At 67.9% G+C, this 25891-nt stretch carries 28 protein-coding genes; 17 read left to right on the forward strand and 11 right to left on the reverse strand.

Features of this window, described 5'->3' with window-relative positions; genetic code table 11:
- The first annotated feature begins 43 nt into the window (after positions 1 to 43).
- The 4 genes from GH740_RS03740 (at position 44) to GH740_RS03755 (ending at position 4229) form a co-directional block, all read left to right on the forward strand.
- Positions 44 to 1444, forward strand: a complete 1401-nt coding sequence (locus GH740_RS03740) for an FAD-binding oxidoreductase (RefSeq protein WP_172978276.1) — start codon at positions 44 to 46, stop codon at positions 1442 to 1444.
- A gap of 3 nt (positions 1445 to 1447) precedes the next feature.
- The gene (locus GH740_RS03745) at positions 1448 to 1912 is read left to right on the forward strand and encodes a GNAT family N-acetyltransferase (RefSeq protein ID WP_153744680.1); all 465 of its coding nucleotides are present in this window, start codon (positions 1448 to 1450) and stop codon (positions 1910 to 1912) included.
- Between the two features lie 752 nt (positions 1913 to 2664).
- Positions 2665 to 3219: a hypothetical protein gene (locus GH740_RS14280; RefSeq protein ID WP_367640546.1), complete on the forward strand. Its 555-nt coding sequence runs from the start codon at positions 2665 to 2667 to the stop codon at positions 3217 to 3219.
- 35 nt (positions 3220 to 3254) lie between these two features.
- The gene (locus GH740_RS03755; protein ID WP_153744682.1) at positions 3255 to 4229 is read left to right on the forward strand and encodes a DNA cytosine methyltransferase; all 975 of its coding nucleotides are present in this window, start codon (positions 3255 to 3257) and stop codon (positions 4227 to 4229) included.
- Positions 4230 to 4233: 4 nt separating this feature from the next.
- Here the strand turns inward: GH740_RS03755 and GH740_RS03760 are convergent, their stop codons facing one another.
- Positions 4234 to 4860 (reverse strand): very short patch repair endonuclease, encoded by a 627-nt coding sequence (locus tag GH740_RS03760; protein ID WP_153744683.1) that lies wholly within the window; start codon positions 4858 to 4860, stop codon positions 4234 to 4236.
- 172 nt (positions 4861 to 5032) lie between these two features.
- Here GH740_RS03760 and GH740_RS03765 point away from each other — a divergent pair, with 172 nt between their 5' ends.
- Together GH740_RS03765 and GH740_RS03770 are read left to right on the forward strand one after the other, a co-directional pair.
- Positions 5033 to 5455: a hypothetical protein gene (locus GH740_RS03765; protein WP_153744684.1), complete on the forward strand. Its 423-nt coding sequence runs from the start codon at positions 5033 to 5035 to the stop codon at positions 5453 to 5455.
- A complete protein-coding gene (locus GH740_RS03770; protein WP_153744685.1) occupies positions 5452 to 5883 on the forward strand; it encodes a hypothetical protein in 432 nt (143 codons plus the stop codon). Before GH740_RS03765 ends, GH740_RS03770 begins: the two co-directional genes overlap by 4 nt.
- Before the next feature lie 268 nt (positions 5884 to 6151).
- Here the strand turns inward: GH740_RS03770 and GH740_RS03775 are convergent, their stop codons facing one another.
- Together GH740_RS03775 and GH740_RS03780 are read right to left on the reverse strand one after the other, a co-directional pair.
- Positions 6152 to 6691, reverse strand: coding sequence for a DUF6596 domain-containing protein (locus GH740_RS03775; RefSeq protein ID WP_216644891.1), 540 nt, complete (start codon positions 6689 to 6691; stop codon positions 6152 to 6154).
- Positions 6692 to 6924: 233 nt separating this feature from the next.
- Entirely contained in the window at positions 6925 to 7281 is a 357-nt protein-coding gene (locus tag GH740_RS03780) for a VOC family protein (protein ID WP_153744686.1), read from the reverse strand.
- A gap of 111 nt (positions 7282 to 7392) precedes the next feature.
- Here GH740_RS03780 and arr point away from each other — a divergent pair, with 111 nt between their 5' ends.
- Positions 7393 to 7803 (forward strand): NAD(+)--rifampin ADP-ribosyltransferase, encoded by a 411-nt coding sequence (arr, locus tag GH740_RS03785; RefSeq protein WP_367640550.1) that lies wholly within the window; start codon positions 7393 to 7395, stop codon positions 7801 to 7803.
- A 27-nt stretch (positions 7804 to 7830) separates the two neighbouring features.
- On the opposite strand, the gene GH740_RS03790 is transcribed toward arr, so the two are convergent.
- The 8 genes from GH740_RS03790 to GH740_RS03825 all read right to left on the reverse strand — a co-directional run bounded on the left by GH740_RS03790 (position 7831) and on the right by GH740_RS03825 (position 14372).
- Complete coding sequence (locus GH740_RS03790) at positions 7831 to 8616, reverse strand: IclR family transcriptional regulator (RefSeq protein ID WP_153744687.1); 786 nt, start codon at positions 8614 to 8616, stop codon at positions 7831 to 7833.
- Positions 8617 to 8628: 12 nt separating this feature from the next.
- Complete coding sequence (locus tag GH740_RS03795; RefSeq protein ID WP_153744688.1) at positions 8629 to 9399, reverse strand: amino acid ABC transporter ATP-binding protein; 771 nt, start codon at positions 9397 to 9399, stop codon at positions 8629 to 8631.
- The gene (locus GH740_RS03800; protein ID WP_153744689.1) at positions 9396 to 10037 is read right to left on the reverse strand and encodes an amino acid ABC transporter permease; all 642 of its coding nucleotides are present in this window, start codon (positions 10035 to 10037) and stop codon (positions 9396 to 9398) included. The genes GH740_RS03795 and GH740_RS03800 overlap by 4 nt, the downstream gene beginning before the upstream one ends.
- Positions 10038 to 10057: 20 nt before the next feature.
- On the reverse strand, positions 10058 to 10705 hold the full coding sequence (locus GH740_RS03805) for an amino acid ABC transporter permease (RefSeq protein WP_153744690.1): 648 nt from the start codon (positions 10703 to 10705) through the stop codon (positions 10058 to 10060).
- A 9-nt stretch (positions 10706 to 10714) separates the two neighbouring features.
- Positions 10715 to 11557, reverse strand: coding sequence for a transporter substrate-binding domain-containing protein (locus GH740_RS03810; RefSeq protein ID WP_153744691.1), 843 nt, complete (start codon positions 11555 to 11557; stop codon positions 10715 to 10717).
- Between the two features lie 82 nt (positions 11558 to 11639).
- Positions 11640 to 12590: an NAD(P)-dependent oxidoreductase gene (locus GH740_RS03815; RefSeq protein WP_153744692.1), complete on the reverse strand. Its 951-nt coding sequence runs from the start codon at positions 12588 to 12590 to the stop codon at positions 11640 to 11642.
- A 98-nt stretch (positions 12591 to 12688) separates the two neighbouring features.
- On the reverse strand, positions 12689 to 13945 hold the full coding sequence (locus GH740_RS03820; RefSeq protein WP_153744693.1) for an RNA polymerase sigma factor: 1257 nt from the start codon (positions 13943 to 13945) through the stop codon (positions 12689 to 12691).
- A 7-nt stretch (positions 13946 to 13952) separates the two neighbouring features.
- Positions 13953 to 14372: a YciI family protein gene (locus tag GH740_RS03825; RefSeq protein ID WP_153744694.1), complete on the reverse strand. Its 420-nt coding sequence runs from the start codon at positions 14370 to 14372 to the stop codon at positions 13953 to 13955.
- Positions 14373 to 14666: 294 nt separating this feature from the next.
- On the opposite strand from GH740_RS03825, the gene GH740_RS03830 reads away from it, so the two are divergent.
- From GH740_RS03830 to GH740_RS03875, 10 genes are all read left to right on the forward strand, one after another.
- Entirely contained in the window at positions 14667 to 15752 is a 1086-nt protein-coding gene (locus GH740_RS03830; protein WP_153744977.1) for a type I restriction endonuclease, read from the forward strand.
- Positions 15753 to 16019: 267 nt separating this feature from the next.
- A complete protein-coding gene (locus tag GH740_RS03835) occupies positions 16020 to 17114 on the forward strand; it encodes a LacI family DNA-binding transcriptional regulator (protein WP_216644892.1) in 1095 nt (364 codons plus the stop codon).
- Positions 17114 to 18634, forward strand: a complete 1521-nt coding sequence (locus tag GH740_RS03840; RefSeq protein ID WP_153744695.1) for a sugar ABC transporter ATP-binding protein — start codon at positions 17114 to 17116, stop codon at positions 18632 to 18634. The genes GH740_RS03835 and GH740_RS03840 overlap by 1 nt, the downstream gene beginning before the upstream one ends.
- Positions 18631 to 19605 carry an ABC transporter permease gene (locus tag GH740_RS03845; protein ID WP_153744696.1) on the forward strand — a complete coding sequence of 325 codons (975 nt, stop codon included), beginning with the start codon at positions 18631 to 18633 and terminating at the stop codon, positions 19603 to 19605. Before GH740_RS03840 ends, GH740_RS03845 begins: the two co-directional genes overlap by 4 nt.
- Positions 19606 to 19679: 74 nt before the next feature.
- A complete protein-coding gene (locus tag GH740_RS03850; protein ID WP_153744697.1) occupies positions 19680 to 20627 on the forward strand; it encodes a D-ribose ABC transporter substrate-binding protein in 948 nt (315 codons plus the stop codon).
- Complete coding sequence (locus GH740_RS03855; protein ID WP_367640556.1) at positions 20624 to 21625, forward strand: ribokinase; 1002 nt, start codon at positions 20624 to 20626, stop codon at positions 21623 to 21625. Before GH740_RS03850 ends, GH740_RS03855 begins: the two co-directional genes overlap by 4 nt.
- On the forward strand, positions 21622 to 22005 hold the full coding sequence (gene rbsD / locus GH740_RS03860) for a D-ribose pyranase (RefSeq protein WP_153744698.1): 384 nt from the start codon (positions 21622 to 21624) through the stop codon (positions 22003 to 22005). The genes GH740_RS03855 and rbsD overlap by 4 nt, the downstream gene beginning before the upstream one ends.
- Before the next feature lie 455 nt (positions 22006 to 22460).
- Positions 22461 to 23033, forward strand: a complete 573-nt coding sequence (locus GH740_RS03865) for a TetR/AcrR family transcriptional regulator (protein WP_172978277.1) — start codon at positions 22461 to 22463, stop codon at positions 23031 to 23033.
- Between the two features lie 90 nt (positions 23034 to 23123).
- Entirely contained in the window at positions 23124 to 24575 is a 1452-nt protein-coding gene (locus GH740_RS03870; RefSeq protein ID WP_153744700.1) for an amidase, read from the forward strand.
- Between the two features lie 67 nt (positions 24576 to 24642).
- Entirely contained in the window at positions 24643 to 25881 is a 1239-nt protein-coding gene (locus GH740_RS03875) for an ABC transporter substrate-binding protein (protein WP_153744701.1), read from the forward strand.
- Positions 25882 to 25891: the final 10 nt, after the last annotated feature.

Raw genomic sequence — 25891 nt, forward strand, 5'->3', positions numbered from 1 at the left:
CGTATCGACGGCACCCCTCACCGACATGCGAAGGAGCTCATCGATGCCAGCGACGGCAACCGGCCCGCTCGTCAACGGCGGCATCTCCTTCTGGGTGCAGGATGCGGGGCGGCCCGCGCCGCGGGATCCCCTCCCCGGTGCCGTGGACGCGGACGTCGCGATCGTGGGCGGCGGGCTCACCGGACTGTGGACCGCCTACTACCTCAAGAAGGCGCGCCCGGGCTGGAAGATCGTGGTCATCGAGCGCGAGTTCGCCGGGTTCGGGGCGTCCGGCCGCAACGGCGGGTGGATGAGCGCAGAGCCGGCCGGCCAGTTCCGGCGTTACGCCGCAAGCCGTGGCGCCGACGCCGCGCGGGCGCTGCAGACCGAGATGTTCGGCGCGGTGCGCGAGTCCGTCGAGGTCGCTCGCCAGGAGGGGTTCGGTGAGAGCGTCGCCGAGAACGGGCTCATTCACGTCGCCACCTCGAAGCCGCAGCTGTCGCGCGCCCGCGCACACCTGCGCGCGATGCGGCAGCAGGGCTGGGGCGATGAGGATGCCTCCGAGCTTTCGGCCGACGAGGTCGGCTCGCGGGTGGCGGTCGAGGGGGCGCTGGGCGGATACGCCACGCCGCACTGCGCGCGCGTGCACCCCGCGAAGTATACGTTCGGGCTCGCGGCGGCCGTCGAGCGCCTGGGCGTGACCATCTACGAGCAGACCCGGGCCACCGCGATCGAGCCGTACCGGGTGACCACCGATCGCGGCACCGTGACCGCGCGCATCGTGGTGCGGGCGCTGGAGGGGTACACGCTCAGCCTTCCCGGCCTTGCCCGCAAGCTCCTGCCGATGAACAGCAGCATGGTGGTCACCACACCGCTGACGCCCGAGCAGCGGGATGCCGTGGGCTGGCGTGGGGGCGAGCTGGTCGGCGACATGGCGCACAGCTTCAGCTACATGCAGATCACCGCCGACGACCGCGTCGCCATCGGCGGGCGCGGAGTCCCGTACAACTTCCATTCCGGGTTCGACCGCAACGGCCGGACCGCGGAGTTCGCCGTCGACCTGATCCGGGCGCGGCTGGCCGAGCTGTTCCCGGCGCTGGAAGGCATCGAGCTCGAGCAGACGTGGAGCGGCGTGCTGGGCGTGCCGCGGGACTGGTGCGCCGCGGTGAATTACGACCCGGAGTCCGGGATGGCATCCGCCGGCGGGTACACCGGGCACGGCCTGAGCGGCACGAACCTCGCGGCCCGCACGCTGCGCGACCTGATCCTCGGCGAGGACACGCCGCTGGCGCGGCTTCCATGGGTGGGCCGGACGGCCCGCAACTGGGAGGTCGAGCCGCTGCGCTGGTTCGGCGCGACCGCGCTCTATGCGGCGTACCGCTACGCCGATCGGCGCGAGTACGCGGCGGACGACGGCAAGACGAGCGTCGTCGCCACAATCGCCGACACCATCAGCGGGAGGTAGGGGATGGATATCGTCGTTCGGCATGTCGAGGCGTCGGACGCGGACCAGTGGGCCGCGCTCTACGCCGGGTACCGCGCGTTCTACCGGTTGGCGCCGGATGCCTCGGCCGTCTCGACGACGTGGTCGTGGATCATCGACGGGCGGTGGGACCTGGAGGGGTTGGTCGCCGTCGACGGCGATCACCTGGTCGGTCTCGCGAATCTCCGGTGGTTCGCCCGGCCGTCGATGGGTCGGGTCGGCCTGTATCTGGACGACCTGTTCACGGCGCTGCCTGCCCGGGGGAGCGGCGTGGGCGGGGCGCTGCTGCGGGAGGCGGCGCGGCTGGCCGCGGACCGCGACGCGCAGGTGGTGCGGTGGATCACTGCGGAGGACAACGCCACCGCGCGGCGCCTTTACGACGGGGTCGCTGCGGCCACGGACTGGGTTACGTACGACATGGTGCCGGCGTCAGGGATGCCGCTGTCTTGATGGCGGCATGGTCTCCGAGCCGGAAATCGGCGACGGATTGCCCGAGGGAACGTAGTCCTCTAGTATTCGCCCGGCGGCGATCATGGCGGACGCAGGATTGGGTCACCGAGCAAGCGCGCGTCTGCCTGCGTTTGTGGCTGGATGTCAAGGCGGCAAACCCACGATCGAGATGGCGAAGCTTTTCCGACGTCGTTCGAGTGCTTCGCGACGAGACCGCACTTTGCCACTGACCGAAAGTCAACTGTGGTGGTGATGGACCACGTTTTCGATGTGCACCCTGGCCGCGCCACCCGAGCGTTGATTCACGGAAGTTGTGTCGGTTGGCGCCCCGAGGCTTCGGCGCGTCCTCGAAGACTTGGGCGTGGCAACCCCTCATTGAACGGTTGGGTGCCACGATGAGAGCTGTGGCTGTCACGGTGATCGACTGGTTCGGGTACAGGTCGGGGGATCGAAGCCCAGACGCTGAGGCCGCGGCAAGGTTGGAATACTGCCCATTCATCAACGATCGATGTGAGAAGATCTTCCGCGACGGGCTCGTGTCCGGAGTCTGCTCATTGAAGCAATCGACGCGCGATGCTGTGGTCTGTTGCCCCAATCGCCTGTATGGAGACGGTTACCGGATCCTCCGCGATATTGCGGAAATCGCCTTTGGCCCTGGGTGGGAGTTAGTTGCGGGCCCGAGCGCGCAGCGGGAGGCAACCAGGAGGGGGGCCCCTGTTGTAGGCGTATTCGGGAAACGGTGGGGTGGTGAATTGCACCTTCCGCAGCGCAATGGTGTTGGCTCATATTTCGTCGACTGGATTCTCGCCCTTGTCACGCCGGCGGGTCTCGATCGCTTTGTTGCGATCGAGGTACAGACGATTGATACCACAGGAAACTATAGGGACTCAATCGATGCACTACGGGAGGGTCGACAAGTCATCGAGAGTGGAGCGGCATTTAACTGGGAGAATGTCAATAAGCGGATACTGCCACAGGTAATTTATAAGGGAAACGTTCTGCAGCGCGAGCGCAAGTGTTTGGGGGGACTGTTCTTCGTGACGCCTAAGCCCATATACGAACGCATAATGAATCGTCTTATAGGTAACGGGCAGCAGCTGCCGCCATATCCGCTTGGACCCGGTGCAGTCACGTTCCTCTCGTATGATCCGGATTGGGTGAACGGGCAAGCTGGTCAGCCAGCGCCGCTCGTCCAGACCGGGCGCCTAACCACCAGTGTGGTCCAGATCGCCCAGGCCTTCATAGGAGTGACCAACCTCCCACCGATGGGTGCGTATGAGTCCGCGATCTATGCGGCGTTGCAATGATCGACAGCGTCGTAGGGTGGCTCTAGGCTCGATGCATGCGGTACGTCTCTCTCTTCAGCGGTGGTGGCGGCCTCGACCTCGGGTTTGAACGCGCGGGCTGGGAGCCTGTCGTCTGTGTGGACAACGACCCCGTCGCGTGCCAGACTCTCAGCCTCAACCGCCCCAAGTGGCACGTCGTCTGCGACGACATCCGCAACTTCGATGCGAGACCGTTCGAGGGTACCGATGTCGTTATTGGGGGGCCGCCGTGTCAGGGCTTCAGTACCGCGGGCAAGGGGGACCCCGCAGATCCGCGCAATTTCTTGTGGCGGGAGTACATGCGAGTTGTCAGTGAGGTTAGACCCCGGGCCCTCGTCCTTGAGAACGTGAGTGCGTTGACTCATCGTCGTAACGGAGATCACCTAAGTGGGATCATGCAGGAACTGGAGAAACAAGGCTATACGTTTGCCTACGGCGTCTTGAACGCTGCTGACTATGGCGTGCCTCAGGCGCGCCGTCGCCTAATCGTTATCGGCGTGTTGGATGGTGTTGCTTCGTTGCCGCAGCCGACCACTGCTGGTGCTTGGCCGACTGTCTGGGATGCGATCGGTGACTTGGCGGGGCTCCCAGACGACCCAGACTTCAGCCACGTTGCAAATAGGCATGCAGCGCACGTCGTTGACCGCTGGCGTCACCTTGGTCCCGGAGAGACGGATCCTAACTATCGTCGTGCGCGCCTCGATCCTAACCGCCCGTCACTGACGATTCGCGCGGGCGGAGGTTACGGGCCGAGCGGGAACCACCTCGCGGGGTTTCATCCTCCGATTCATCCGACCCTTCCTCGCCAGTTGACTGTCCGCGAGGCGGCTCGTCTTCAGTCATTCCCTGACGATTGGATGCTCTGCGGGCCAAAGACGATTCAGGGTCGTCAGATTGGCAACGCGGTCCCGGTAAACCTCGGCGAGGCCATAGGATTGCATCTCGCCGCTTTGCTGGAATCGCAGCACGCCCATGAGACCGTACTTGCCTGACAGCTCACCTAGTCCTGACCTGGCTATCGGTTTGCGAAGCCCGGTCGCCGAAGTCAAGTACCGCTGCGATTGAGTCCGCCACTTCTGCCGGATCCTCATGCTCCCAGAACCGGAGCACGGTCCATCCGGCAGCTCGCAGTAACTCATTTGTCTCTTGATCTCGGTCGCGATTTCGCTGAATCTTCGGTCCCCAGTACTCGACGTGGGAGCGGGGCATCGCGAGGTGAGTGGGACAGCCATGCCAGAAGCATCCGTCGATGAAGACTGCCACGCGTCGACGTGTGAAGACCACGTCTGCTGTTCGCCGGAGGGTCCGGTCAGGCCGGAAATTGGTGCGGTAACGCAGGCCGCGCGCGTGTAGCAGAGACCGGACTGCCAGCTCGGGGGCAGTGTCCCTTGAACGGTTCGCAATCATGGTTCGGCGTGCCCGTTCGCTCGTCGCCCACGAGTTCGTCACACTGACAGAGTACGTTAGAGATCTGGCGAGCCCAACCTCCTGGAGGCTCCAGAGCTGGGGTAACGTCTTCGGAGTCTCGGTTCCCCGCCCGTCCTTCGCTGTGGCATAGGACGAAGGCGGATACACGAAGTTTGCCCTCGGCGCCGAGTGAGGCGCATCGAGGCCCGTTGGCATCTTCGCGGGGCGCTCGGCTATTCGGCGACACTGCTGCCGCTAGCCACGGCTCTGGCTGTCGCCTCTACCAGTGAGATCGCCCGGCTGATCAGGGAGAAGCTCATGCGCCCATAGAATCGGTGCGAGGATAGTCCCGATCACGAAGCGGAAGCCGAGTCAGTCAAAGGAGCGCATGGACGAGTTGACTCGCTGGTTTACCGAGATGTCGCTCAACCTTATTCTCGGCATTGCTACTCTCGCGGCGTTGTGGGTTGCGCTGGTTCAGGTGAGGCACGCGCGATCGGAATCAGCAGCCGCCAAGATCGCAATTTCCCGTGAACGCCGCCTCACATTCGAATTGAGTCTTCTTTCGGATATCTACGAGCAGTGGAGTATGACGGACACTGCCCACTTGGCAGGGTACATCAACGCCCTGATTACCAATCAAGATGACGATAGGGATATTCCGCTTCTTCGTGTCGCGACGGGTGCGAAGTCACCATACCTGGATAGTTCCTTGCTCGACCAATATCCTCGAGACTCGGTGGCGTTCAAAATCCAGACCAGGTCAGAACTCGACGCAGCGATTCAGCGACGATTGGAGCGTGAAGGATGACCCAATCCGATTCGGAATTGGACGCCCATGTAAATGAAAATTGGGGTAACGCCGAACGACTGCTGGAGTACTTGGGTGATCGGCGACTATTGACCGAAGATCATGCTCGTGAAGATCCGGCATTCTGTGTGGAATCGGCCATTGCGATCCGTTCGACGATGGGTGTCCTGATGGGAGCGTCGACTGTGGGTCCTTTGAAGACGGCCCTTCGCGACATCCAGCGCTTCTGTCGTGAGTTCGTCAGCGCAGCTGGGCCGCACGGAGCGCACTTCCAGCAGGATTCAATTTCGTTCGCGACAAATCTTGTCGCGCTACGAATAGGCGTCGCGAGACAGGTTTACGAAGTCATAACACTCTTCAAGATTCATCCCAACCGAGAGATAAGTCTTCTCCTGCAGTTAATCGATTCCGACCGCCGCAGTCCGTAGCCCGCCGTTCGAACTCCGGTGGTAACCCGCAGCGATGGCGACTCGGATCTGGGGCGGCGAAACTCTGATGCCTCGTCGCTTCCGGTGAATGAGCAGAAGTGACTGTCCGTGGCTGAGACCCAGGGTGGTACTTGTAGTCGTAGTAGCGCGGCGGCTTCCGTGGGATGTGAGAGACGGCGCACTCGGCGATACCAGCGGGACGGCCACGAGCCTTAGCCGGCTGGTCCAGCTCTACATTAGGAGACAATTTGCGCACCGGTCTCACGCCTCACCCCGCAACGCGGCCGCTTGCCCCGCAGCACCCGCTGCTGCGCCGCATCGTGCACAGCGCCGCCGCCGTGAGAAGTTCGGCCCGCGCCTCGTCGACCCGCCTCAGCTGCGCGAGCAGCTCGCCGCGCACGCTCGGCACCAGGTGCGAGCCGCGCAGCGCACCCGACTCTTCGAGCTCGTCCACGATCGCCAGCGCCTCGCCCGGGCCCTGCGTCATCGACACCGCCACCGCCCGGTTCAGGTCCACGACCGGGTTCGGCGCCACCCGTCCGAGCACTTCGTACAGCGTGACGATCCGCGCCCAGTCCGTCTGAGCGACGCTCGCCGCCACGGCGTGGCACTGGGCGATCGCCGCCTGCAGCGCGTACGGGCCACGACCCGTGCCCCGCGCCGCAGCTGCGGCATCCGCCCGCTGCAGCAGCCCGATCGCACGCTGGATCTGCCCGCGGTCCCACCGCGACCGATCCTGATCGGCCAGCAGCACCGGCATCCCCGATCCGTCGACACGCGCCGCGAACCGCGAGCGCTGGAACTCCATGAGTACGAGCAGCCCCAGCGGCTCCGCTCCCGCGGCAGCAGGCCCGCCACGAGTAGACCGGGAATGCGGTTTCGAATGCGCGTCCGCTCAGCGTCCCGCGTCATACCCGAGCAGATCAGCGGCGACGCGGCGATCGCGCTTGTCAGTCACCCGTAGCGTGCGCATAATGACCGCGCTGTACAGTTTGCGTCGAGCGAGGTCGCTGCCGACTTCTCCCTTATGACCGGCGCGTCTCAGCCGCGAGCCAGCGGCGAGTAGAACGTGAGCCCGTTGCCCTGGCTGTCGTACCCGACCGCACGGCGTTCGTGCGCATCGTTGTACGGGCCCTTGGCGATCCCGCCGCCGTTGTCGTCGAGCGCCTTGGCATCGGCATCCACGTCATCGGTCTTGATGCCGACGACCACCTGACCCGGGATCGGGTGGTCGAGAGCGGTTGCCAGTGCGAGCGTGATCGTTCCGCCGTCGAGTGCCGCGAAGTGATTGCCGTCGCGGAACTTCAGCGGGAAGCCGAGTGTCTCGGTGTAGAACCGGATCGATTCGTCGAGATCCTCGGTCGAGAGGACGATCATCTTCACTTGGCGGTCGGTCATGACGACTCCTTCGGCCACGTGGTGCTCCCGACGCTACTCGTCGCCAAAGGTGCCCCGCCGCTGTCCGCATCATGAAGTGCACTCGGTCTCTCGGCCGAATACGCTGTGGCCGTGCACCAACCGTCAGACAAGGGCCCGTTCTACCACGGCACGAAAGCCGACCTTGAGGAGGGCGACGTCCTCTCCGCCGGATTCCGGTCGAACTATCGCCCGGACGTGGTGATGAACCACATCTACTTCACCGCGCTGCCCGATGGTGCGGGCCTCGCCGCGGAGCTCGCGCCGGGCGATGCTGCGCCTCGCGTCTACATCGTCGAGCCGACCGGGCCGTTCGAGGACGACCCGAACGTGACGGACAAGAAGTTCCCCGGCAATCCCACGCGCTCCTATCGCAGCTGCGACCCGCTCCGCGTGGTGGGCGAAGTCACCGACTGGACGCGGCTGACGCCCGAGGCGCTGCAGATGTGGAGCGATCGGCTGGCGGCGATTCGAGAAGACGTGCGGGGCGAGATCATCAACTGATTGACCGCGGACGAGCCGCTGTGCCCCTCACTCCATGGGCATCACGAGCGAGATCCGCTGCGCGGCGTCTTGTAGCGCCGGCAGCCATCGGTGCAGAGTGTCGACCGTCGCGCGGAATGCCGGCGCGGCAATCGAGATCGCCGCGCGGGCAAGGGGAACCGGGTCACGCATCACGGGCGCCGCGATCGCCCGGATGCCCACTTCATGCTCTTCGTCGGCGATGGCCCAGCCCTGCTGGGCGACTTTCGTCAGTTCGCGACGGAACTCTGCCCGGTCCGTGATGCTCTTCGCCGTGAACGCGGTCAGATCGAGGGTGTCGACGAGGTGGCGTTGGGTCTTCTCGGAGCTCATCGCGACGAGCACCTTGCCCTGGGCGGTGCAATGCAGCGGGCCGAGCGTACCGGGGCTGCCGGTGACGCTGACGGAGTGAGGACCGCGGACATAGTGCACATAGAGCTGATGGCTCCCGCTGAGCACCGCCATCAGCGTCGCCTCGCCGGTCTCCGCCGCCAGCTCCTCGAGAATCGGTCGCGCGACGCCCGTGAGCCCACGCGCCTGGGCCACGGTCTGGCCCAGCACGAACGTCTCGAGCCCCAGCGTGTACCGACGGGTGCGCTTGTCCAGCACGGTGTACCCGCGTTGTGTCAGCGACGTGAGCAGTCGGTAGGCGGTGCTCAACGGCACACCGCACTCTTCTGCGAGCTCAGCTGCCTGTCTGCCCGCGGCATCCACCGACACCGCATGCAGCAGATCAAGCGCCTTGTCTAGCATGTTGCGGTGGCCGCCCAGCGGCTGAGCACCCAGTTCAGTCATAGCTTCATAGCCTCAGAGAACCTTATCCAAGAACGCCTGCGTACGTTTGTGCTGCGGATGCTCCAGCACCTGCGCCGGGGTGCCCTGCTCGACGATGACTCCGTCATCCATGAAGACGACGCGATCGGACACCTCTCGCGCAAACCCCATCTCATGCGTGACGATCACCATGGTCATGCCCGCGAGTGCCAGATCACGCATCACGCCGAGCACTTCACCGATGGTCTCCGGGTCGAGCGCGGATGTCGGCTCGTCGAAGAGCATGAGCTCAGGATCCATTGCCAGCGCTCGTGCGATCGCCACCCGCTGTTGCTGACCGCCCGACAACTGCCGCGGGAACGCGTCCCCGCGCCCTTCGAGTTTGACCCTCGCCAGCAGCCGCTCGGCCTCCGCCTTCGCCTGGGCAGTGCCGATCTTCTTGACCTTGCGTGGCGCCAGCATGATGTTGTTGATCACCCGCAGATGGGGGAACACGTTGAAAGACTGGAACACCATGCCCATCTGCTCCCGCGCCGCACGCAAGTCAGTGCGGGACACTCCGATGTGATGGCCGAGCACCGTTACGGACCCGGAATCGAACGTCTCCAAGCCATTGAGGCAGCGCAGGAGCGTGCTCTTGCCCGAGCCCGACGGGCCGATCACGCAGACGACCTCGTTGCGGCGGACGGCGAAGTCGATCCCCTTCAGCACCTCCACGGAGTTGAAGGCCTTGCGCAGCTCGCGAACCGATATCGCGAACGTGCTGTCGCCCCCGGGTCGGGACACGATCGGCTCGTTCTTCATGCGAGCCTCCTTTCCAAGCGGCGGCCGAGCAGCGCAAGCGGGTACGAGATCACAAAGTAGAGCGCAGCCACGATCAGGAAGACCGTCAGCGGTTCGTTGTTGATCGTGCTCACGATGTGGCCCTCCGAGGTGAGCTCGGTGACGCCGATCACCGAGGCAAGCGACGACGCCTTCACCAGAGAGATGAGGAATCCGATTGCTGACGGCATCGCGATCTTCAGGGCCTGCGGCAGGATCACGTGGCGCATCTTGGTGGGATAGCTCATCGCCAGGATGTCCGCCGCCTCGGACTGGCCCTGCGGAATCGCGAGGATGCTGCCACGGAAGATCTCGCCGACGTAGGCCGCCGCGTAGATCGACAGGCCGATGATCCCCGTCGTGATGGCCGAGAGAGTCAAGGCCGGCAGTACCAGCGGCAGGGCGAAGTACATGAAGAACAGGATGATCAACGGGGGGATGCCGCGGATGACGTTCGTGTAGATGTTGCTGATCCAGCGGGCCACGGCCAGGGGCGAGGTCGCGGCGACACCCAGCAGCAACCCGACGATGCTGCCGATGATCGCCGATGCCACCACCAGGATCACCGTCAGCACCAGCCCGGTAAGCAGAGCGGGTATGACACTGACCAGGTCAGTCATGTGTCCTCACACCTCCCCGGTCACCAACGGAACAGCGTTCGCTCGGCCAGCCGCGATGCCCCCGCCAGGATGGCCGAGACCACGTAATACATAGCGGCCGCGAAGGCGAACAGCTCGATCGTCAGCTGGGTCTGCGACACCAGCTGGTTCACTTCGTTCGTCAGCTCGTTGAGCGATATCACCGACGCGACCGAGGAGAACAGGAACAGGACGATGAACTGGTTGGTCAGCGCCGGCAACACGTTGCGCAGAGCCGGCTTGAGTGACACATGCACGAGCGTCTGCCACCTCGACAGGCCCAGCACCGCCGCCGCCTCGTGCAGGCCGACCGGGACCGATTCCAGCCCGGCGCGGAAGATCTCCGCCGTGTAGGCGGCGTTGTTCAGCGTCAGCCCGAGAAGCGCCGAGGTGAACGGATCCAGGTTGATGCCGAGCTGCCCCAGCCCGAAGAAGAACAGGTACAACTGGACCAGCAGGGGCGTGTTCCGAAAGATCTCGATGTAGATCCTGCTGGCCCAGTTGGCGACCGGATTCCTTCCCGACTTCGCGACCGCGAGCGGTACACCCAGGATGGATCCCGCGATGAAGCCGACCACCGCGATGAGGACGCTCATTCCGAGCGCGCTCAACATCTGCGGCAGGTAGGTGGCGGCGATCGCGAAGTTCATCGTGACGGGTTACGGCTGGTTGGTGATGATCGCCGGCAGATCCTCGTGGAACCACTTCTGATAGAGCTGGGCGTCCTGACCGGAGGCGATGAGGTTGCGGATGAAGTTGTTCAGATAGTTCAGCCAGATCTGCTGATCGGGCAGGACGCCCATGGAGATGAGGTCCGGATCGATCGGCGGGATGTTCAGCGTCGCCAGGTCGGGGTTCTTCGCGGTGATGTCCTTGACGGTCGTCGACTCTTCCATCGCCACATCCGTCTTGCCCGACTTCAGGGCCTGGAGTGCGTCGGCGATGTTGTCGAAACGGACGGGCTTGGCCTTGGGGAAGCTGTTCGTGATGATCGTGTCGTTTGTGCTGCCTCTGGCCACAGCGACGGTCTTGCCGTCCAGATCCTTCAGGCTCGTGATCGGGTTGTTCTTGCGGAACAGCACGCCCGCGCCCTGCGCCTTGTAGGGGATCGTGAACGCGACCTTCTGGGCACGCTCGTTGGTCGCCGTGTACGACGAGATGTTGACGTCTGCCCGCTTGGACTGCATGGCGGAGAGCCGTGCCGTGCCATCGACCGGGACGAGCTGAGGTTTGACGCCGAGAGACTTCGCCAACGCTGCGGCGATGTCCGGCTCGTATCCCACGATCTTGCCGTCTGGCTGCTTCACGCTGCTGGGCGGAAAGTCCGGAAGCACGGCCACGCGCAGAGTGCCGCGTTTCAAGACCTGCTGGAGGGTGTTCGAGGCGCTTGGACCCGCTGCGGCACCGCTGCCGCCGTCTGCCGTGCACGCGGTGAGCGTCAGCGGAACGACGGCGAGGGTCAGCGCGAGCAGTGTGAGTCCGGTCTTATGTCTGATCTTCATCGATGACTCCTTCTCACAATGAGAGAGTGACTGTCACGTCACAAGAAAGAGTTTCCGCCGGTCCGCGCCGCATGTCAACGGGTCAGGATGCTGATCGGTCGATTCGGTTCTGGATCGTGCCGTCACCGCCCAAGGCGCGAAGGTTTCGTTCGATGAGGCGTTCAGCGCCGACCGGCCGACCGCCGGCGGCATGCGGCGTGATGATCAGATTGGGCGCATCCCACAGCGGGTCGGTCGTCGGCAGCGGCTCGGGAGTCGTGACATCCAGCGCCGCGCCGCTGATGGCGCCCGTGCGCAGGGCTGAGATCAGCGCACTCTGGTCGACGACGTCTCCGCGGCCGACACTGACGAAGAGTGCCCGCGTGGGGAGGGCGTCGAAGACGTCGGCGCCGACCACGCCGCGGGTGCTTTCGGTCGCGGGAAGAACGCTGATCAGCACGTCCGTGGCCGGCAGCTCGTCTTGCAGACGGCCGGCTTCGACGACGCCGAATCCGGCGCGTTCACCGGGGTGCCGGGCCACCCCGGTCACGGTCGCGCCGAGCGCGGTGAGGATGGGTGCGAGGGTCTGGGCGATGCTGCCGAATCCCCAGATCAGGATGCGGGCGTCCAGCAGCGTTGTGACCCGGTCGCCCGGGTGCAGCTTCTGGATGCCGCCGAGCTCGCGCGACCAATCGTGGCGCTGCTGATGCTCCAGTGCGGTCGGCAGTCGCCGGACAAGTGCGAGGAGGAGGGCCAGCGTGTGCTCGGCCACGGTCCGGTTGTGCAGGCCCGCCCCGTTCGCGATCACCGTCTCGGGCCGAAAGCCCCGGCGGAGAATCGCCTCGACGCCCGAGGACAAGGACTGCACGAGCTGCAGAGCGCGCAGATTCTCCGCCGCCGAATCAAGATGCCGGGCCGACGGACCCCACGTGGCCAGGGCGTCGGCATCCCAGTGCTGTCGGGGGATCTCCTCTGCGCTGTCGACGACGACCGCATCCCACCCGGCCGGCAGTTGTAAGGAGAGGGAGACCGTGTCGGGCAGGAGAAGCTTCATGGTCTCATGATATGGGAGCTGCTCTCGCAAAATCCGGGCGGGATTCGCCGTGCTGCGGGCCCGTAGCGGTCCCGGCGGTTTCACCTCGCGTCGCGCGATCAACCGTCGGGTGCTCGGAGCGCGGCGGCCTTACCTCTGAGCACTCGCTGCTGCGCCGCATTCGCGCATAGCGCCGCCGCCGTGAGCAGCTCGGCCCGCGCCTCGTCGACCCGGCCGAGCTGTGCGAGCAGCTCGCCGCGCACGCTCGGCACCAGGTGCGACCCGCGCAGCGCACCCGACTCTTCGAGTGCATCCACGATCGGCAGCGCCTCGGCCGGCCCCTGCGCCATCGACACCGCCACCGCTCGGTTCAACTCGACCACCGGGTTCGGCGCCACCCGTCCGAGCACTTCGTACAGCGTGACGATCCGCGCCCAGTCGGTCTCGGCGACGCTCGCCGCCACCGCATGGCACTGCGCGATCGCCGCCTGCAGCGCGTACGGGCCACGACCCGTGCCCCGCGCCGCAGCCGCGGCATCCGCCCTCGCCAGCAGCCCGACCGCCCGCCGGATCTGGCCGCGGTCCCACCGCGACCGATCCTGATCCGCCAGCAGCACCGGCATCCCGGAGCCGTCGACCCGGGCGGCGAACCGCGAGCGCTGGAACTCCATGAGCGCCAGCAGCCCCAGCGGCTCCGGCTCGCGCGGCAGCAGCCCCACCACGACCCGTCCCAGCCGGATCGCCTCGTCGGCCAGATCCGGCCGCACCCACCGATCGCCCGCGGTGGCCGCGTACCCCTCCGTGAACACGAGGTACACGACCCCGAGCACCGCGCCCAGGCGTGCCCTCCACTCGCTCGGATCGGGCGTCTCGAACGGCACCCGCGCGGCGGCCAGCGCCTTCTTCGCCCGGGTGATCCGCGCCTGCACCGTCGGGACGCTCGTCAGCAGCATCCGGGCTATCTCCTCCGTCGACAGCCCCGCGACCACCCGCAGCGTCAGCGCCACCTGCGACTCGCGCGACAGCGTCGGGTGGCACGCGGTGAACACCAGCCGCAGCACGTCGTCGTCGATCGGCTGCCACGCGTCGTCGGACGCCTCATCCAGTGTCCGCGCGATCGCCGCGTACCGCTCGTCCAGCCGCTCCCGCCGCCGCCACGCGTCGATCGCGCGGCGCTTCGCGACCGCGGTCAGCCACGCTCCCGGATTGTCCGGGATGCCGCTGCCCGGCCACGCCGCCAGTGCCTCGAGCACCGCCTCCTGCGTGACATCCTCGGCGAGGCCGAGGTCGCCGGTCATCTTGGCCACGGATGCCGTGATCCGCGGCCCTTCGATGCGCCAGACGGCCTCGAGCCTGCGCCGGGTGTCGTCGCTCATGGCGGGCTCACTCGGTGCCGAGCTGGGCGCGCCACTCCTTCTCCTTCTGCACGTACTCGTTGTCGGCGAACGCGTCGAAGTCGGCGTCCTCGTGCACGCGGCGGACCTCGAGCTTCGCGCCCGGGCCCAGCGGGCAGCGCTTCGCCCACTCGAGCGCCTCGTCGGCCGTCGCGGTCTGGATGATCCAGAACCCGTTGAACATCTCGTGCACCTCGCCGTAGGGGCCGTCGCTGACGACCGGCGGCTGGCTGCCGAAGTCGACCACGAACCCCGGCTCGTCGGCCAGGCCCTCCCCGGCCACCATCACGCCGGCCTTGATCATGGACTCGTTGTACGCGCCCATCGCGTTCAGCATTTCGTTGAAGTCGATCTGCTTGGACGCCTCGACCGCCTCGGCCGTGGCCCGCATGATCAGCATGTGCTTCATCTCGATACTCCCTGGTCGGTGGGGATCCATCATCCCCTCTCACTATCGCGTCGAACGGGCGGAAGCGGAATCGACATGACGTGCGACCTTTTTCGAGGCGGACACAGGCGGGCGCGACCGATCGAGGGCACGCAAGGGTGACGCGCGTAGTACCTATACTCGCAAGCCGCGTCTTCAGAGGTAATGGACCACATGATCGCGGGTAGCGTCAGCAGGCCGCAAACGTCGTGGCGTTCCACCCCTGCGGACGTGCACGACGGTATCCTCCTGACGTCGAGTCGTCCCGGGGGAAACATGGAATTTCAGGATCGTGTCGCTGCGCTCGCGACGAAGGTGGCCAATCAGGCATCCGCGATCGGCACGGAAGAGGCGACGAAGAATGCCTTTGTCATGCCGTTCATCTCCACGATTCTCGGGTACGACGTCTTCGACCCGCTCGAGGTCGTTCCGGAGTTCACCGCCGACGTCGGCGTCAAGAAGGGCGAGAAGGTCGACTACGCCATCATGCGGGATGGCGAAGTGCAGATCCTGATCGAGTGCAAGGCGTCGACCGGCGTACCCCGGATCGAGCACGCTTCACAGCTGTTCCGCTATTTCGCAACGACGAATGCGCGCATAGCGGCGCTGACCAACGGAGTCGTCTGGCAGTTCTTCACCGACCTCGATGCGCCGAACCTCATGGACGCCAAGCCGTTCCTCGTCCTGGATCTGCTCGACATCGACGAGACGCTGATCCCCGAAGTGCAGAAGCTGAGCAAGGGAAGCTTCGACCTCGACTCCATCATCAGCGCCGCAGAGGAACTGAAGTATGTCGGAGCGCTCAAGCGTGAGATCGCTTCCCAGTTCCGGGAACCGACCGACGAGTGGATCAAGTTCTTCACGCAACGCGTATACGACGGTTCGTACACTGCTCGTGTCCGCGAGCAGTTCACGGCACTGGTGACGAAGGCGACCCGCCAGTTCCTTACCGAGAGCGTAAACGCCCGGCTCAAGACCGCTCTGGGGGCCGGCATCAGTATTCCCGGGGATGGTGACGGGCAGGATGTCACGAGCCACCCGGTCGTGGCGAAAGACCTGAATCGTGACACGGAGATCGAGACCACGCTCGATGAACTCGAGGGGTACCAGATCGTCAAGGCGATCGCGTGTCGTGAGGTCAAGCCGCATCGGATCACCCAGCGGGATGCGAAGAGCTACTTCGCGGTGCTCCTCGACGACAACAACCGGAAGCCGATCGCCCGCCTTCACTTCAACGGCCGGCAGAAGTACCTCGGGCTGATGGACGCCGAGAAGACAGAGACGCGGCATCCGATCGACACACTTGACGAGATCTATCTGCACGTGGAGGAGATTCGCGAGGCCGTGCTCCGCTACGCCTGACCCGGCCCGAAGGGGGGCGCACTGCGCCCTGCTCTGTGCCCGAACCCACCCCGTGCTGCCGAGCCCACCCGCTATATCCGGTGGGTTCGGCAATGACGGGTGGGTTCGGCGCGCCGCGAGGGGCGCGGGATGTCGCCGCTCGCGCGCTGACGCGGCGGCGGAGTGGACGCGATTCCACGTCCCGTAGGTGTCCGGTGTGGGATGTCGCCCACTCTGCGGGGCTTGACACTCGCATCCCGTGGCGGCTACCGTGATGGAAACGGTTCCATGGAATCGATTCCATTGCAGGACTCCCGCCCGCACGAAGAGGTGAAGATGCCGACGACGCCGTCCGAGCGCCGCCATGCGGTCACGATCGAAGAGGTCGCCGCGCGCGCGGGGGTCTCCAAGGCCACGGCATCCCGCGTGCTGTCCGGGCATCCCGCGACCTCCGAGCAGTCCCGCGCCCGCGTCACCGCGGCCGCCCGCGAGCTGGACTTCCAGCCGAACGCGCAGGCCCGGTCGCTGCGCTCCGCGCGCACCGGCACCATGGGAGTGCTCATCCCCGACGTCCGCAACATGTTCTTCGCCGAGCTCGTGCACGGCGTCGAGCAGGAGGCCCTGGCCCGCGGCTACGTGAACGTACTCGGCAACGCCGACGAGAGCGTGTCGCAGCAGGACGCGTTCCTCGAGGCGCTCATGCGCCAGCGCGTCGACGGCGTCATCATCGCCCCCATCGGCGACGGCAGCGGCGCCATCACCCGGCTGCTGAGCCGGCGCATCCCCGTCGTCTTCGTCGACCGGGTCCTCCCCGGCGTCGGCGGCGCGGTCCCCGCGATCACCACCGACAGCGCCCAGGGCCTTGGCGAGGCCATCGCACACCTGCGCGCGCACGGGCACCGCCGGATCGGGTTCATCGCCGGTCCGCAGGCCACCTCGACCGGCCGCGAGCGGCTCGAGCTGTTCCGCCGCCTGATGGCCGAGAACGCGTTACCGCTGCGCGAGGACCACATCGTCATCGGCGACTTCCAGCCCGCCAGCGGCGCGCGGGGCATCGACATCCTCCTCGGCACCGCCGAGGCGCCCACCGCGATCATCACCGCCGACAGCCCGATGACGGCCGGCGCGGTCTCGCGCCTGCACGAGCGCGGGATGCGCCCCGGCCACGACATCGACCTGGTCGCGTTCGACGACATCGACTGGTTCGCGCTGCTCGACCCGCCGCTGAGCGTCATCGCGCACTCGGCGCCCGAGATGGGCCGCCGCGCCGTGCAGGCGCTGTGCGATGTGATCGAGGGCCGCACCCCCGACTCGCACGTCCTGCCCAGCACGTTCATCGCCCGCGGCCCGCTCGCCGAGGCCCCCACCGGGAAGGCGCACTGATGGCCGAGCTCCCGACGCCGGTGGTCTCGGTCCGGTCGGTGAGCAAGTCGTTCGGCCCGGTGACCGTGGTGCGGGATGTCTCCTTCGACCTGCACGCCGGGAAGGTGCAGGTGCTGCTGGGCGAGAACGGCGCCGGCAAGTCCACCATCATCAAGATGATCGCCGGGGTGCACGAACCCGACAGCGGGCAGATCCTGCTGGACGGCGTGCCCGTGCGCATCCCGCACGCCCGCGCCGCCGAGGCGCTCGGGATCGCGACGATCCACCAGGAGCTGAACCTGGTCCCCTCGCTCAGCGTCGCCGAGAACGTCCTGCTCGGCCGCACCCCCGAGCGGCTCGGCATGGTCGACCGGCGCGAGCTGCGTCGCCGCGCCCAGGCCGCGCTCGACAAGATCGGGCTCACCGTCGACCCGGCCACCCCCGTCTCCGATCTCGGCATCGCCCAGCAGCAGCTCGTCGAGATCGCCAAGGCGCTCAGCGTCGACGCGCGCGTCCTCATCCTCGACGAGCCGACCGCGGCGCTGACCAAGCACGAGACCGCGCAGCTGTTCCGCGTCATCGGCGACCTGCGCGCGCACGGCGTGGCCATGCTGTTCATCAGCCACCACCTCGAGGAGATCGCGCAGATCGGCGACAGCGTCGTCGTCCTCCGGGACGGCGAGCGGGTCGCCGAGGTGCCCGGGTCGACCCCCGAACCCGAGCTCGTGCACCTCATGGTCGGCCGTGACATCGGCGACCAGTTCCCACGTCGTCGCCCCGACCTCACCGCCGCCGCCCCGCTGCTGCAGGTCGAGGGCCTGTCCGCCGCAGGCCGGTTCACGGACGTCGACCTCACCGTGCACGCCGGCGAGATCGTCGGCATCGCGGGCCTGGTCGGCGCCGGACGCACCGAGCTGCTGCGCGCGATCGCCGGGATCGACGCGTACGACGCCGGCGCCGTGACCGTCGACGGCCGGACTCTGAAGCCCCGACGCATCCGGACCGCGATCCGGTCCGGCATCGGCCACGTGCCGGAGGACCGCAAGCGCCAGGGGCTCGTGCTGCAGGCCTCCGTCAACGACAACCTCGGCTTCGCCACGCTCGCCTCCACTGCCCGCGCCGGACTCGTCGACTTCGCCGGGCAGCGCCGCCGCGCCGCCGCGGTCGCCGAGAAGCTGCGCGTGCGCATGCACGACATCGGCCAGGACGTGGCATCCCTGTCCGGCGGCAACCAGCAGAAGGTCGTGTTCGGCCGTTGGATCATGGCCGGCTCGCGCGTGCTGCTGCTGGACGAGCCTACCCGCGGGGTGGATGTCGGCGCGAAGGTCGAGATCTACGAGCTGATGAACGCCATCACCGACGCCGGCGGCGCGGTGCTCATGGTGTCCAGCGAGCTGCCCGAAGTCCTCGGGATGAGCGATCGCATCCTCGTGATGCGCGGCGGTCGCATCCGCGGGCAGTTCTCCGCCGGCGAGGCGACGGAGGACACGATCATGGATCTCGCCGCGCGCGGCGGGGACGAGCGAAGGACGATGCAATGACAACCGCAACGGCGACCAAGCGCTCCACCGGCCGGTTCAGCACGAAGAAGTTCCTCGCCGAGAACGGCGCCCTCGTGGGCCTGGTCGTGCTCAGCCTGCTGCTGTTCATCGCCACCCCCGCGTTCTTGACCGGGCAGAACATCCTGAACATCGGCATCCAGGCCTCCACCGTCGCGATCCTCGCGTTCGGCTCGACGTTCGCGATCGTCGCGGCCGGCATCGACCTGTCCGTCGGCTCGGTCGCGGCCCTGGGCGCGATGGCGTCGGCGTGGATGTTCGCCGACGCGCACTTGCCGGGCTGGCTCGCCCTGATCGCGGGCCTTGCCACCGGGCTCGTCGTCGGCGCCGTGAACGGCATGGCGAACGCGTACGGCAAGCTGCCCTCGTTCATCGCGACGCTGGCCATGTTGAGCGTCGCGCGCGGGCTGACGCTGGTCATCTCCGACGGCATCCCGATCAAGACCCCGCCGATCGTCTCGTTCCTCGGCGGCAGCATCGGCCCGGTGCCGGTGCCGATTCTCGTGCTGATCCTGGCGGCGCTGGTCGCCTCGTTCATCCTGAACCGCACCGTGATCGGCCGCAGCATGTACGCGGTGGGCGGCAACGCCGAAGCCGCCGAGCTGTCCGGCATCAACGTGCGCCGCGTCCGGGTGATCGTGTTCGCCCTGTCCGGCCTGTTCGCCGCGGTGGCGGGGCTGCTGCTGGCCGGCCGGCTGGATTCCGCCCAGCCGCAGGCCGCCGTCGGCTACGAACTGGATGCCATCGCCGCCGTCGTGATCGGCGGAGCGTCGCTGATGGGCGGCTACGGCAAGATCTCCGGCACGTTCATCGGCGCGCTCGTGCTCGTCGTCATCCGCAACGGCCTGAACCTGCTGAATGTCAGCTCGTTCTGGCAGCAGGTCGTGATCGGCATCGTGATCGCCCTCGCCGTCGGATTCGACGTCATCCGCCGCAAGACCCGCAGCAGCTGACCGCCGCGTACGACTCGCGCATGCTGAGCGCCGCGCACCCTGTATCACCCAACAAATCCGAGAAGAGAGTTCCCATGAAGTCCGTGACCAAGATCACCCTGGCCAGCCTGTCCACCGCGCTGCTGGTGGTCGGTCTGTCCGCCTGCAACCGCGGCCCGTCCACTGACAGCGCCGCCGCTCCCACGCAGAAGATCACGCTGTCTCTGTCGACGCTGAACAACCCGTTCTTCGTCGAGGTGCGCGACGGCGCGAAGGCCGAGGCGCAGAAGCTCGGCGTGCAGCTGGACATCCTCGACGCGCAGAACGACTCCGCGACCCAGGCCAACCAGCTGCAGACCGCCGCCACGAACGGCTCGAAGGCCGTCATCATCAACGCCGTGGACTCGGATGCCGCCGGCCCCGCCGTCACCGCGCTGAACAAGGCCGACATCCCCGTCGTCGCCGTCGACCGCACCGTCAACAACGCGAAGCTCGCCTCGTTCATCGCCAGCGACAACGTCGCCGGGGGCACGCAGGCCGCGCAGCTGCTGGCCGAGGCGATCGGGCAGAAGGGCAAGATCCTCGTGCTGCAGGGCGTCGTGGGCACTTCGGCCAGCCGCGACCGCGGCCAGGGCTTCACCGAGGGCCTGAAGGCGTTCGCCGGGATCTCGGTGGTCGGCAAGCAGACCGCCAACTTCGACCGCGCCACCGCGCTGAACGTCACGACGAACCTGCTGCAGGCGCACCCCGACATCGTCGGCATCTTCGCCGAGAACGACGAGATGGCGCTCGGCGCGATCCAGGCCCTCGGCGACCGCGCCGGCAAGGACGTCAAGGTGGTCGCGTTCGACGGCACCGACGACGGGCTGAAGGCCATCAAGGCCGGCACCATGGTGGGCACGATCGCCCAGCAGCCCGGTGAGCTCGGCAAGCTCGCCGTCGACCAGGCCGTGAACGCGCTGACGGGCAAGAGCGTCGAGGCGACCGTCCCGGTCAAGGTGGTCTCGGTCACGGCGAAGAACGTCGACGAGTTCCTGAAGTGACATCCGCTCACGCGGACAGTGCCGTACCGGCGGGGGATGCCCCCGCCGGTACGGCCGGGGGCGGTGGCGGCGGCTCGCGCTCGGCTGGCGTCACCGTCGTCGGCTCGATCAACGTCGACGAGATCGTCGTCGTGCCGCGGCATCCCGAGCCCGGGGAGACGCTGTTGGCGACCTCGTCGGCGCTCGCGCCCGGCGGGAAGGGCGCGAACCAGGCCGTCGCCGCCGCGCGGCTGGGCGCGGACGTGCACATGGTGGGCGCCCTCGGCGACGACGACCGTGCCGCCGTCGCGCTGAGCCTGCTCGCCGACGCCGGCGTCGACCTCGCGGGCGTGTCCCGCGCCGACGCGCCCACCGGCATCGCCCGGATCACCGTGGACGCCGGCGGTGAGAACACGATCATCGTGATTCCCGGCGCGAACGCGCGCGTCGATGCGGCTTTCGTCGCCGCGCACGAGCAGGCGATCGCCGCGGCGGCCGTCGTGGTGCTGCAGGGCGAGATCCCCGCCACCGGATCCGCGCGCGCAGCCGAGCTGGCGACCGGCCGGGTGCTGCTGAACCTCGCGCCCGTGGTCGAGATGCCCGACGCCGTGCTGCGTACCGCCGACCCGCTCGTGGTCAACGTGCACGAGGCGCGGCTGCTGCTGACGGCGTGGGGCGATGACGGGGGCGATCCCGACGACGGAGAGGCTGCCGGGCGGCTGCGCCGGCACGGGATCCGCTCGGTCGTGCTCACTCGGGGCGAGCACGGGGCGGTGTGTGTGGATGCCGCGGGCGTGACATCCATCTCGTCACCGCGCGTCGCGGCGGTCGACACATCGGGCGCTGGCGATGCCTTCGTGGGGGCGCTCGCGGCGCGACTGGCCGCGGGCGACGACCTGCGCACGGCGGCGGCTTTCGCCGTGCGGGTCGGCGCGTTCGCGGTGCGCGGCGCCGGGACACAGCCGTCGTATCCGTGGGCGGGCGACGCTTTGCCGGAGTCTGGCGAGGCCGCGCAATGAGGAAGCACGGCATCCTCAATGCCGAGCTGGCCGCGGCGGTGTGCAGGCTGGGCCACACCGACACGGTCGTCGTCGCCGATTGCGGACTCCCTCGCCCGGCCGGCGTGCCGGTCGTCGACCTCGCCGTCGTGTTCGGCGTGCCGCGATTCGTCGACGTGCTCGATGCGCTGATCGCCGAGTGCGCGTTCGAGGGCTGCACCGCGGCATCCGAGTCCCGCGGCTCCGCCGTCGAGGACGTCGTGCTCGCGCGGTTCTCGGATGCCGCGTTCGTGCCGCACGAAGAGCTCAAACAACTCTCGTCCACGGCCACGCTCATCGTGCGCACTGGGGAGGCGACCCCGTTCGCGAACGTGGTGCTGCGCTGCGGCGTCCCGTTCTGAGGGTCGTTCGGTGGGTGTGGCGCAGCCACGTGCAGTGGCTCGCGCGGCACGACTTGGCATCCGCGCCACGGAAAGACGGACGCGGCGTGCCGCCCTGCTGTCGCGCTACACGTTTCTGCATTCGCGCCAGTGGATGAGTAGCGCGGACGCGGAACCGTGTAGCGCGACGGCCACCGCGGGCTCGTGATCGGTGTGCAGGCAGCCGCTGGCGCGACTGACGCTGATGGGGTGCAGCGTTGGTTCGGCACGCCCGACGGCGGGGGTCGATGGACTCGCGCTGCACTTTTCCGTGTCCGCGCCACGGAAAGACTGGCGCGGATGTCGAATCGTGCAGCGCGACGGTGATGGCCGGCCCGCGGCCTGCTCCGATTTTCCCGGTACAATCGGGGATAATCTTGCGCCGCCCTGCCGCGCCCGTCCGCGCGGTACCGACCCGAACGCATGAGGTGACAGATATGCTCCGTGACGATGCGCGGCGCACCCGCGCCACCGTCCTCCGCTCGGTGTGGCAGCTGATGAGCGACACCGGCACCGCGAAGATCAGCGTGGACGACATCGCCGGCCGCGCCGGGGTGAGCCCCGCCAGCGTCTACCGGCATTTTGGCAGCAAGCAGGCGCTCATCGACGAGGTCTCGGTCGACCGCTGGCGCCGCGCCGCGTCGTGGGCCGCCGGGTCCGGCAAGCCCGAGCGCGCCCTCGCCGACATCGTCACCACGCTCGACCGCTTCTCGCTCATGGTCACCGACGACGCCGAGTTCATCGCCGCCGCCGGCGTGGATGTCGGCCAGACGCCGGCCGCGATCCTTCCGGTCCGGCAGGAGTTCACGCAGCGCTTCCAGGCGCTGTGGGCCACCGCGTCCGCCGCCGGCCACGTCGTGCCGTGGGCCGAGCCGATGGACATCATGGACCTCGTCGGCGGCATCCGCGACAAGGGCCGCCGCATCCCGAAGATCATGACCGTGATCAACGGGTTCTGCGCCCCCCGTATCGACGCCCAACACCTCGCGCACGCCGTCCTCACCCGCTGACGCACGACCCCAGCCGCGCAACTGCGAGGAACCGGCCGCATTCCTCTCATTTCGCCGTCGACGCGCTCGCCGTTTTCGTACGGTGTGCGCATGGCGCATCCCGACACCCACCCGCTCGACGCGGGACTTCACGTCCTGAGCACCAGACTGCGCACCGGTGAGCTGACCGCGGCCGACCTCGCCCAGGCGATGCTCGACCGCATCGCCGACCGCAACGGCGGCGCCCCCTCGTACGACGGCGCCCCCGACGCCGTCAACGCGTGGGCGCACCTCGACCCGGACGCCACGCTGCGGCAGGCCGCGGCCGCCGACCGTCGGATCGCCGCGGGCGACGCGTCGCCGCTGTGCGGCATCCCGATCGGCGTGAAGGACCTCTTCGCCGTCGCCGGCCAGCCGCTGACCGCCTCCAGCCGCGTGCTCGACAGCGAACCCGCCCCGCACGACAGCGCCCCCTGGGCGGCGCTGGCCGCGGCCGGCGCCGTGTACGCCGGGCACACCCACACGCACGAGTTCGCCGCCGGCGGCACCACCGACCAGGTCGGCAACCCGTGGAACCTCGCCCACAGTGCGGGCGGCTCCTCCGGGGGCGCGGGCGCGGCCGTCGCCGCGGGCATGGTCCCCGCCGCGATCGGCACGGACACGGCGGGCTCGGTGCGCATCCCCGCGGCCCTGTGCGGCGTCTCGGCGTTCAAGCCCAGCTACCATCGCGTCCCGATGGACGGCGTCATCCCGCTCTCGCCCACCCTCGACCACGTCGGCCCGATCGCACCCACGCTCGCCGACTGCGCCGTGCTCGTCACCGCCCTGTCGGCGGCGCCGGCCACGCGCGACCCGTGGGGCGTGTTCGGGGGACCGGCCATCGCACAGCCCGAGCGGGTCACGCTCGCCGGCGCCCGCATCGCGATCACGTCCCGTGCCGACCGTGCCGAGGTCGACGACGACGTGCGTGCCGGATACGAGCGCATGCGTGACCTGGCGCGTGACCTCGGCGCCGAGCTCGTCGAGCTGCCCGCTCCCGACGATCTGCCCGCCGCCGACTACGACACGATCCTCATCGCCGAAGCCCGCACGTACCACGCGCAGCACCGGGATCGCCTCGACCGGTACCGGGCGTCGGTGCGCGCTTTCGTCGACCCGGATGCCGCGCCGCTACCGGTCGACGCGTACCTGCGCGCGCAGGGCCGGCGTCGCGCGGTGACCGCGCGGTGGGACGCCTGGTTCCGCGAGCACCGGATCGATGCCCTCCTCGAGCCGACCAGCGCGATTCCCGCACCGCTGCGCGGCACCGGCTACGACGCCGGCAAGCCCGCCGGCGGCACCGACCCGCTCACCGTGTTCACCGCCACCTGGAACGTCACCGGCTTCCCGGTCGCGGCCATGCCCGCCGGTGTCGGCGCGCGTTCGGGCCTCCCTGTCGGGGTGAGCCTGATCGGCGCCCCCGACACCGACGCCCGCCTGCTCGCCCTGGGCATCGCCCTGCAGGATGCCGCCCCGCCGCCCGGCCGCGACGTCGACAGCGCCCGGCAAGGCGCCACTGCCTAAGACACCGCACCGGCGCGTGCGCCGGATCGCGGCATCCCGACCCCGCATCACCCGAGAGGAATCACCAATGAACACGAAACGACGCGCACGGGCGCTGATCGGCGCCGTCGCCGTGGCCTCGGCCGCCGCCCTCGTCCTGGCCGGCTGCGCCCGCACCGACACCGGCGGACGCGGCGGCGCCGCCTCGCCCGGCATCACGGACGACACCGTCACGATCGGCATCAGCTCCCCGCTCAGCGGCCCGGTCGCCGGCCCCGGCACGTGCACCGCCGACGGTGCCATCGCCTACTTCGGCGGCAAGAACGCCGACGGCGGCGTCGCGTTCGGCGACGGCAAGACCCGCAAGGTCAAGGTCGTCGCGCTCGACGACCAGTACGACCCGCAGAAGGCCAAGGCCAACTACGACCAGTTCAAGGGCAGCGCGTTCGCTATCGCGATCGGACTCGGCACGCCCACGAACCGCGCGTTCCGCGACGCGGCGATCGCCGACGGCGTGCCGCAGGTGCTCACCGGCACCGGCGACCCGCTGTTCAGCGACCGCACCAAGTCGCCGATGCAGCTGGACGCGTTCCCCACGTACGTCGAGGAGGGCCGCGCGTTCGGCGAGATGCTCGTCGCCTCCGGCACCCACAAGGTCGCCGTGCTGTCGCAGAACGACGACTACGGCAAGGACTACCTCACCGGCTTCAAGGAGGCGGTGAAGGATGCTCCGAACGTGACGATCACGAAGGAGCTCACCTACGAGGTGCCCGACACCTCGCTCGACGCGCAGATCACGACGCTCGCCGCCACCGGCGCCGACGTCATCTTCAACGCCGTCTCGCAGCCGCACCTGACCGTGTCGGCGATGAGGAAGGCACAGACCCTCGGCTGGCTGCCGGACTGGTTCCTGCCGTCGAACACGTCCGGCGTCGCCCCGATCCTGAAGCCCGCGGGCGCGGATGCCTTCCCCAACGTGTACACGATCGGCTACCACAAGACACCCGACGACCCCGCGTACGCCGGCGACGCCGATGTGAAGCGGTTCCTCGCCGACATCGCCGCGCACACGAAGCAGCCCGAGATCCCCGAGTTCCCGCACTGCATGTGGGGCTACATGGCCGCGGCGATCCTCGACAAGACGTTCCAGCAGATGACCGAGCCGACGCGTGCGGAGTTCATGACCCAGCTCCTGCAGATCAAGGGCTATCAGACCCCGCTGATGCTCGCCGGGGCCGAGGTGGACACCACGATCGCCGGCGAGCCCGCGATCTCGTCGGTGATCCTCGAACGGTTCACCGGCACCGGCTACGCGCCGATCGGCTGAGCGGAGGATG

Origin of the sequence: Microbacterium sp. SYP-A9085, from assembly GCF_009649635.1 — a bacterium.
Taxonomy (GTDB): Bacteria; Actinomycetota; Actinomycetes; order Actinomycetales; family Microbacteriaceae; genus Microbacterium.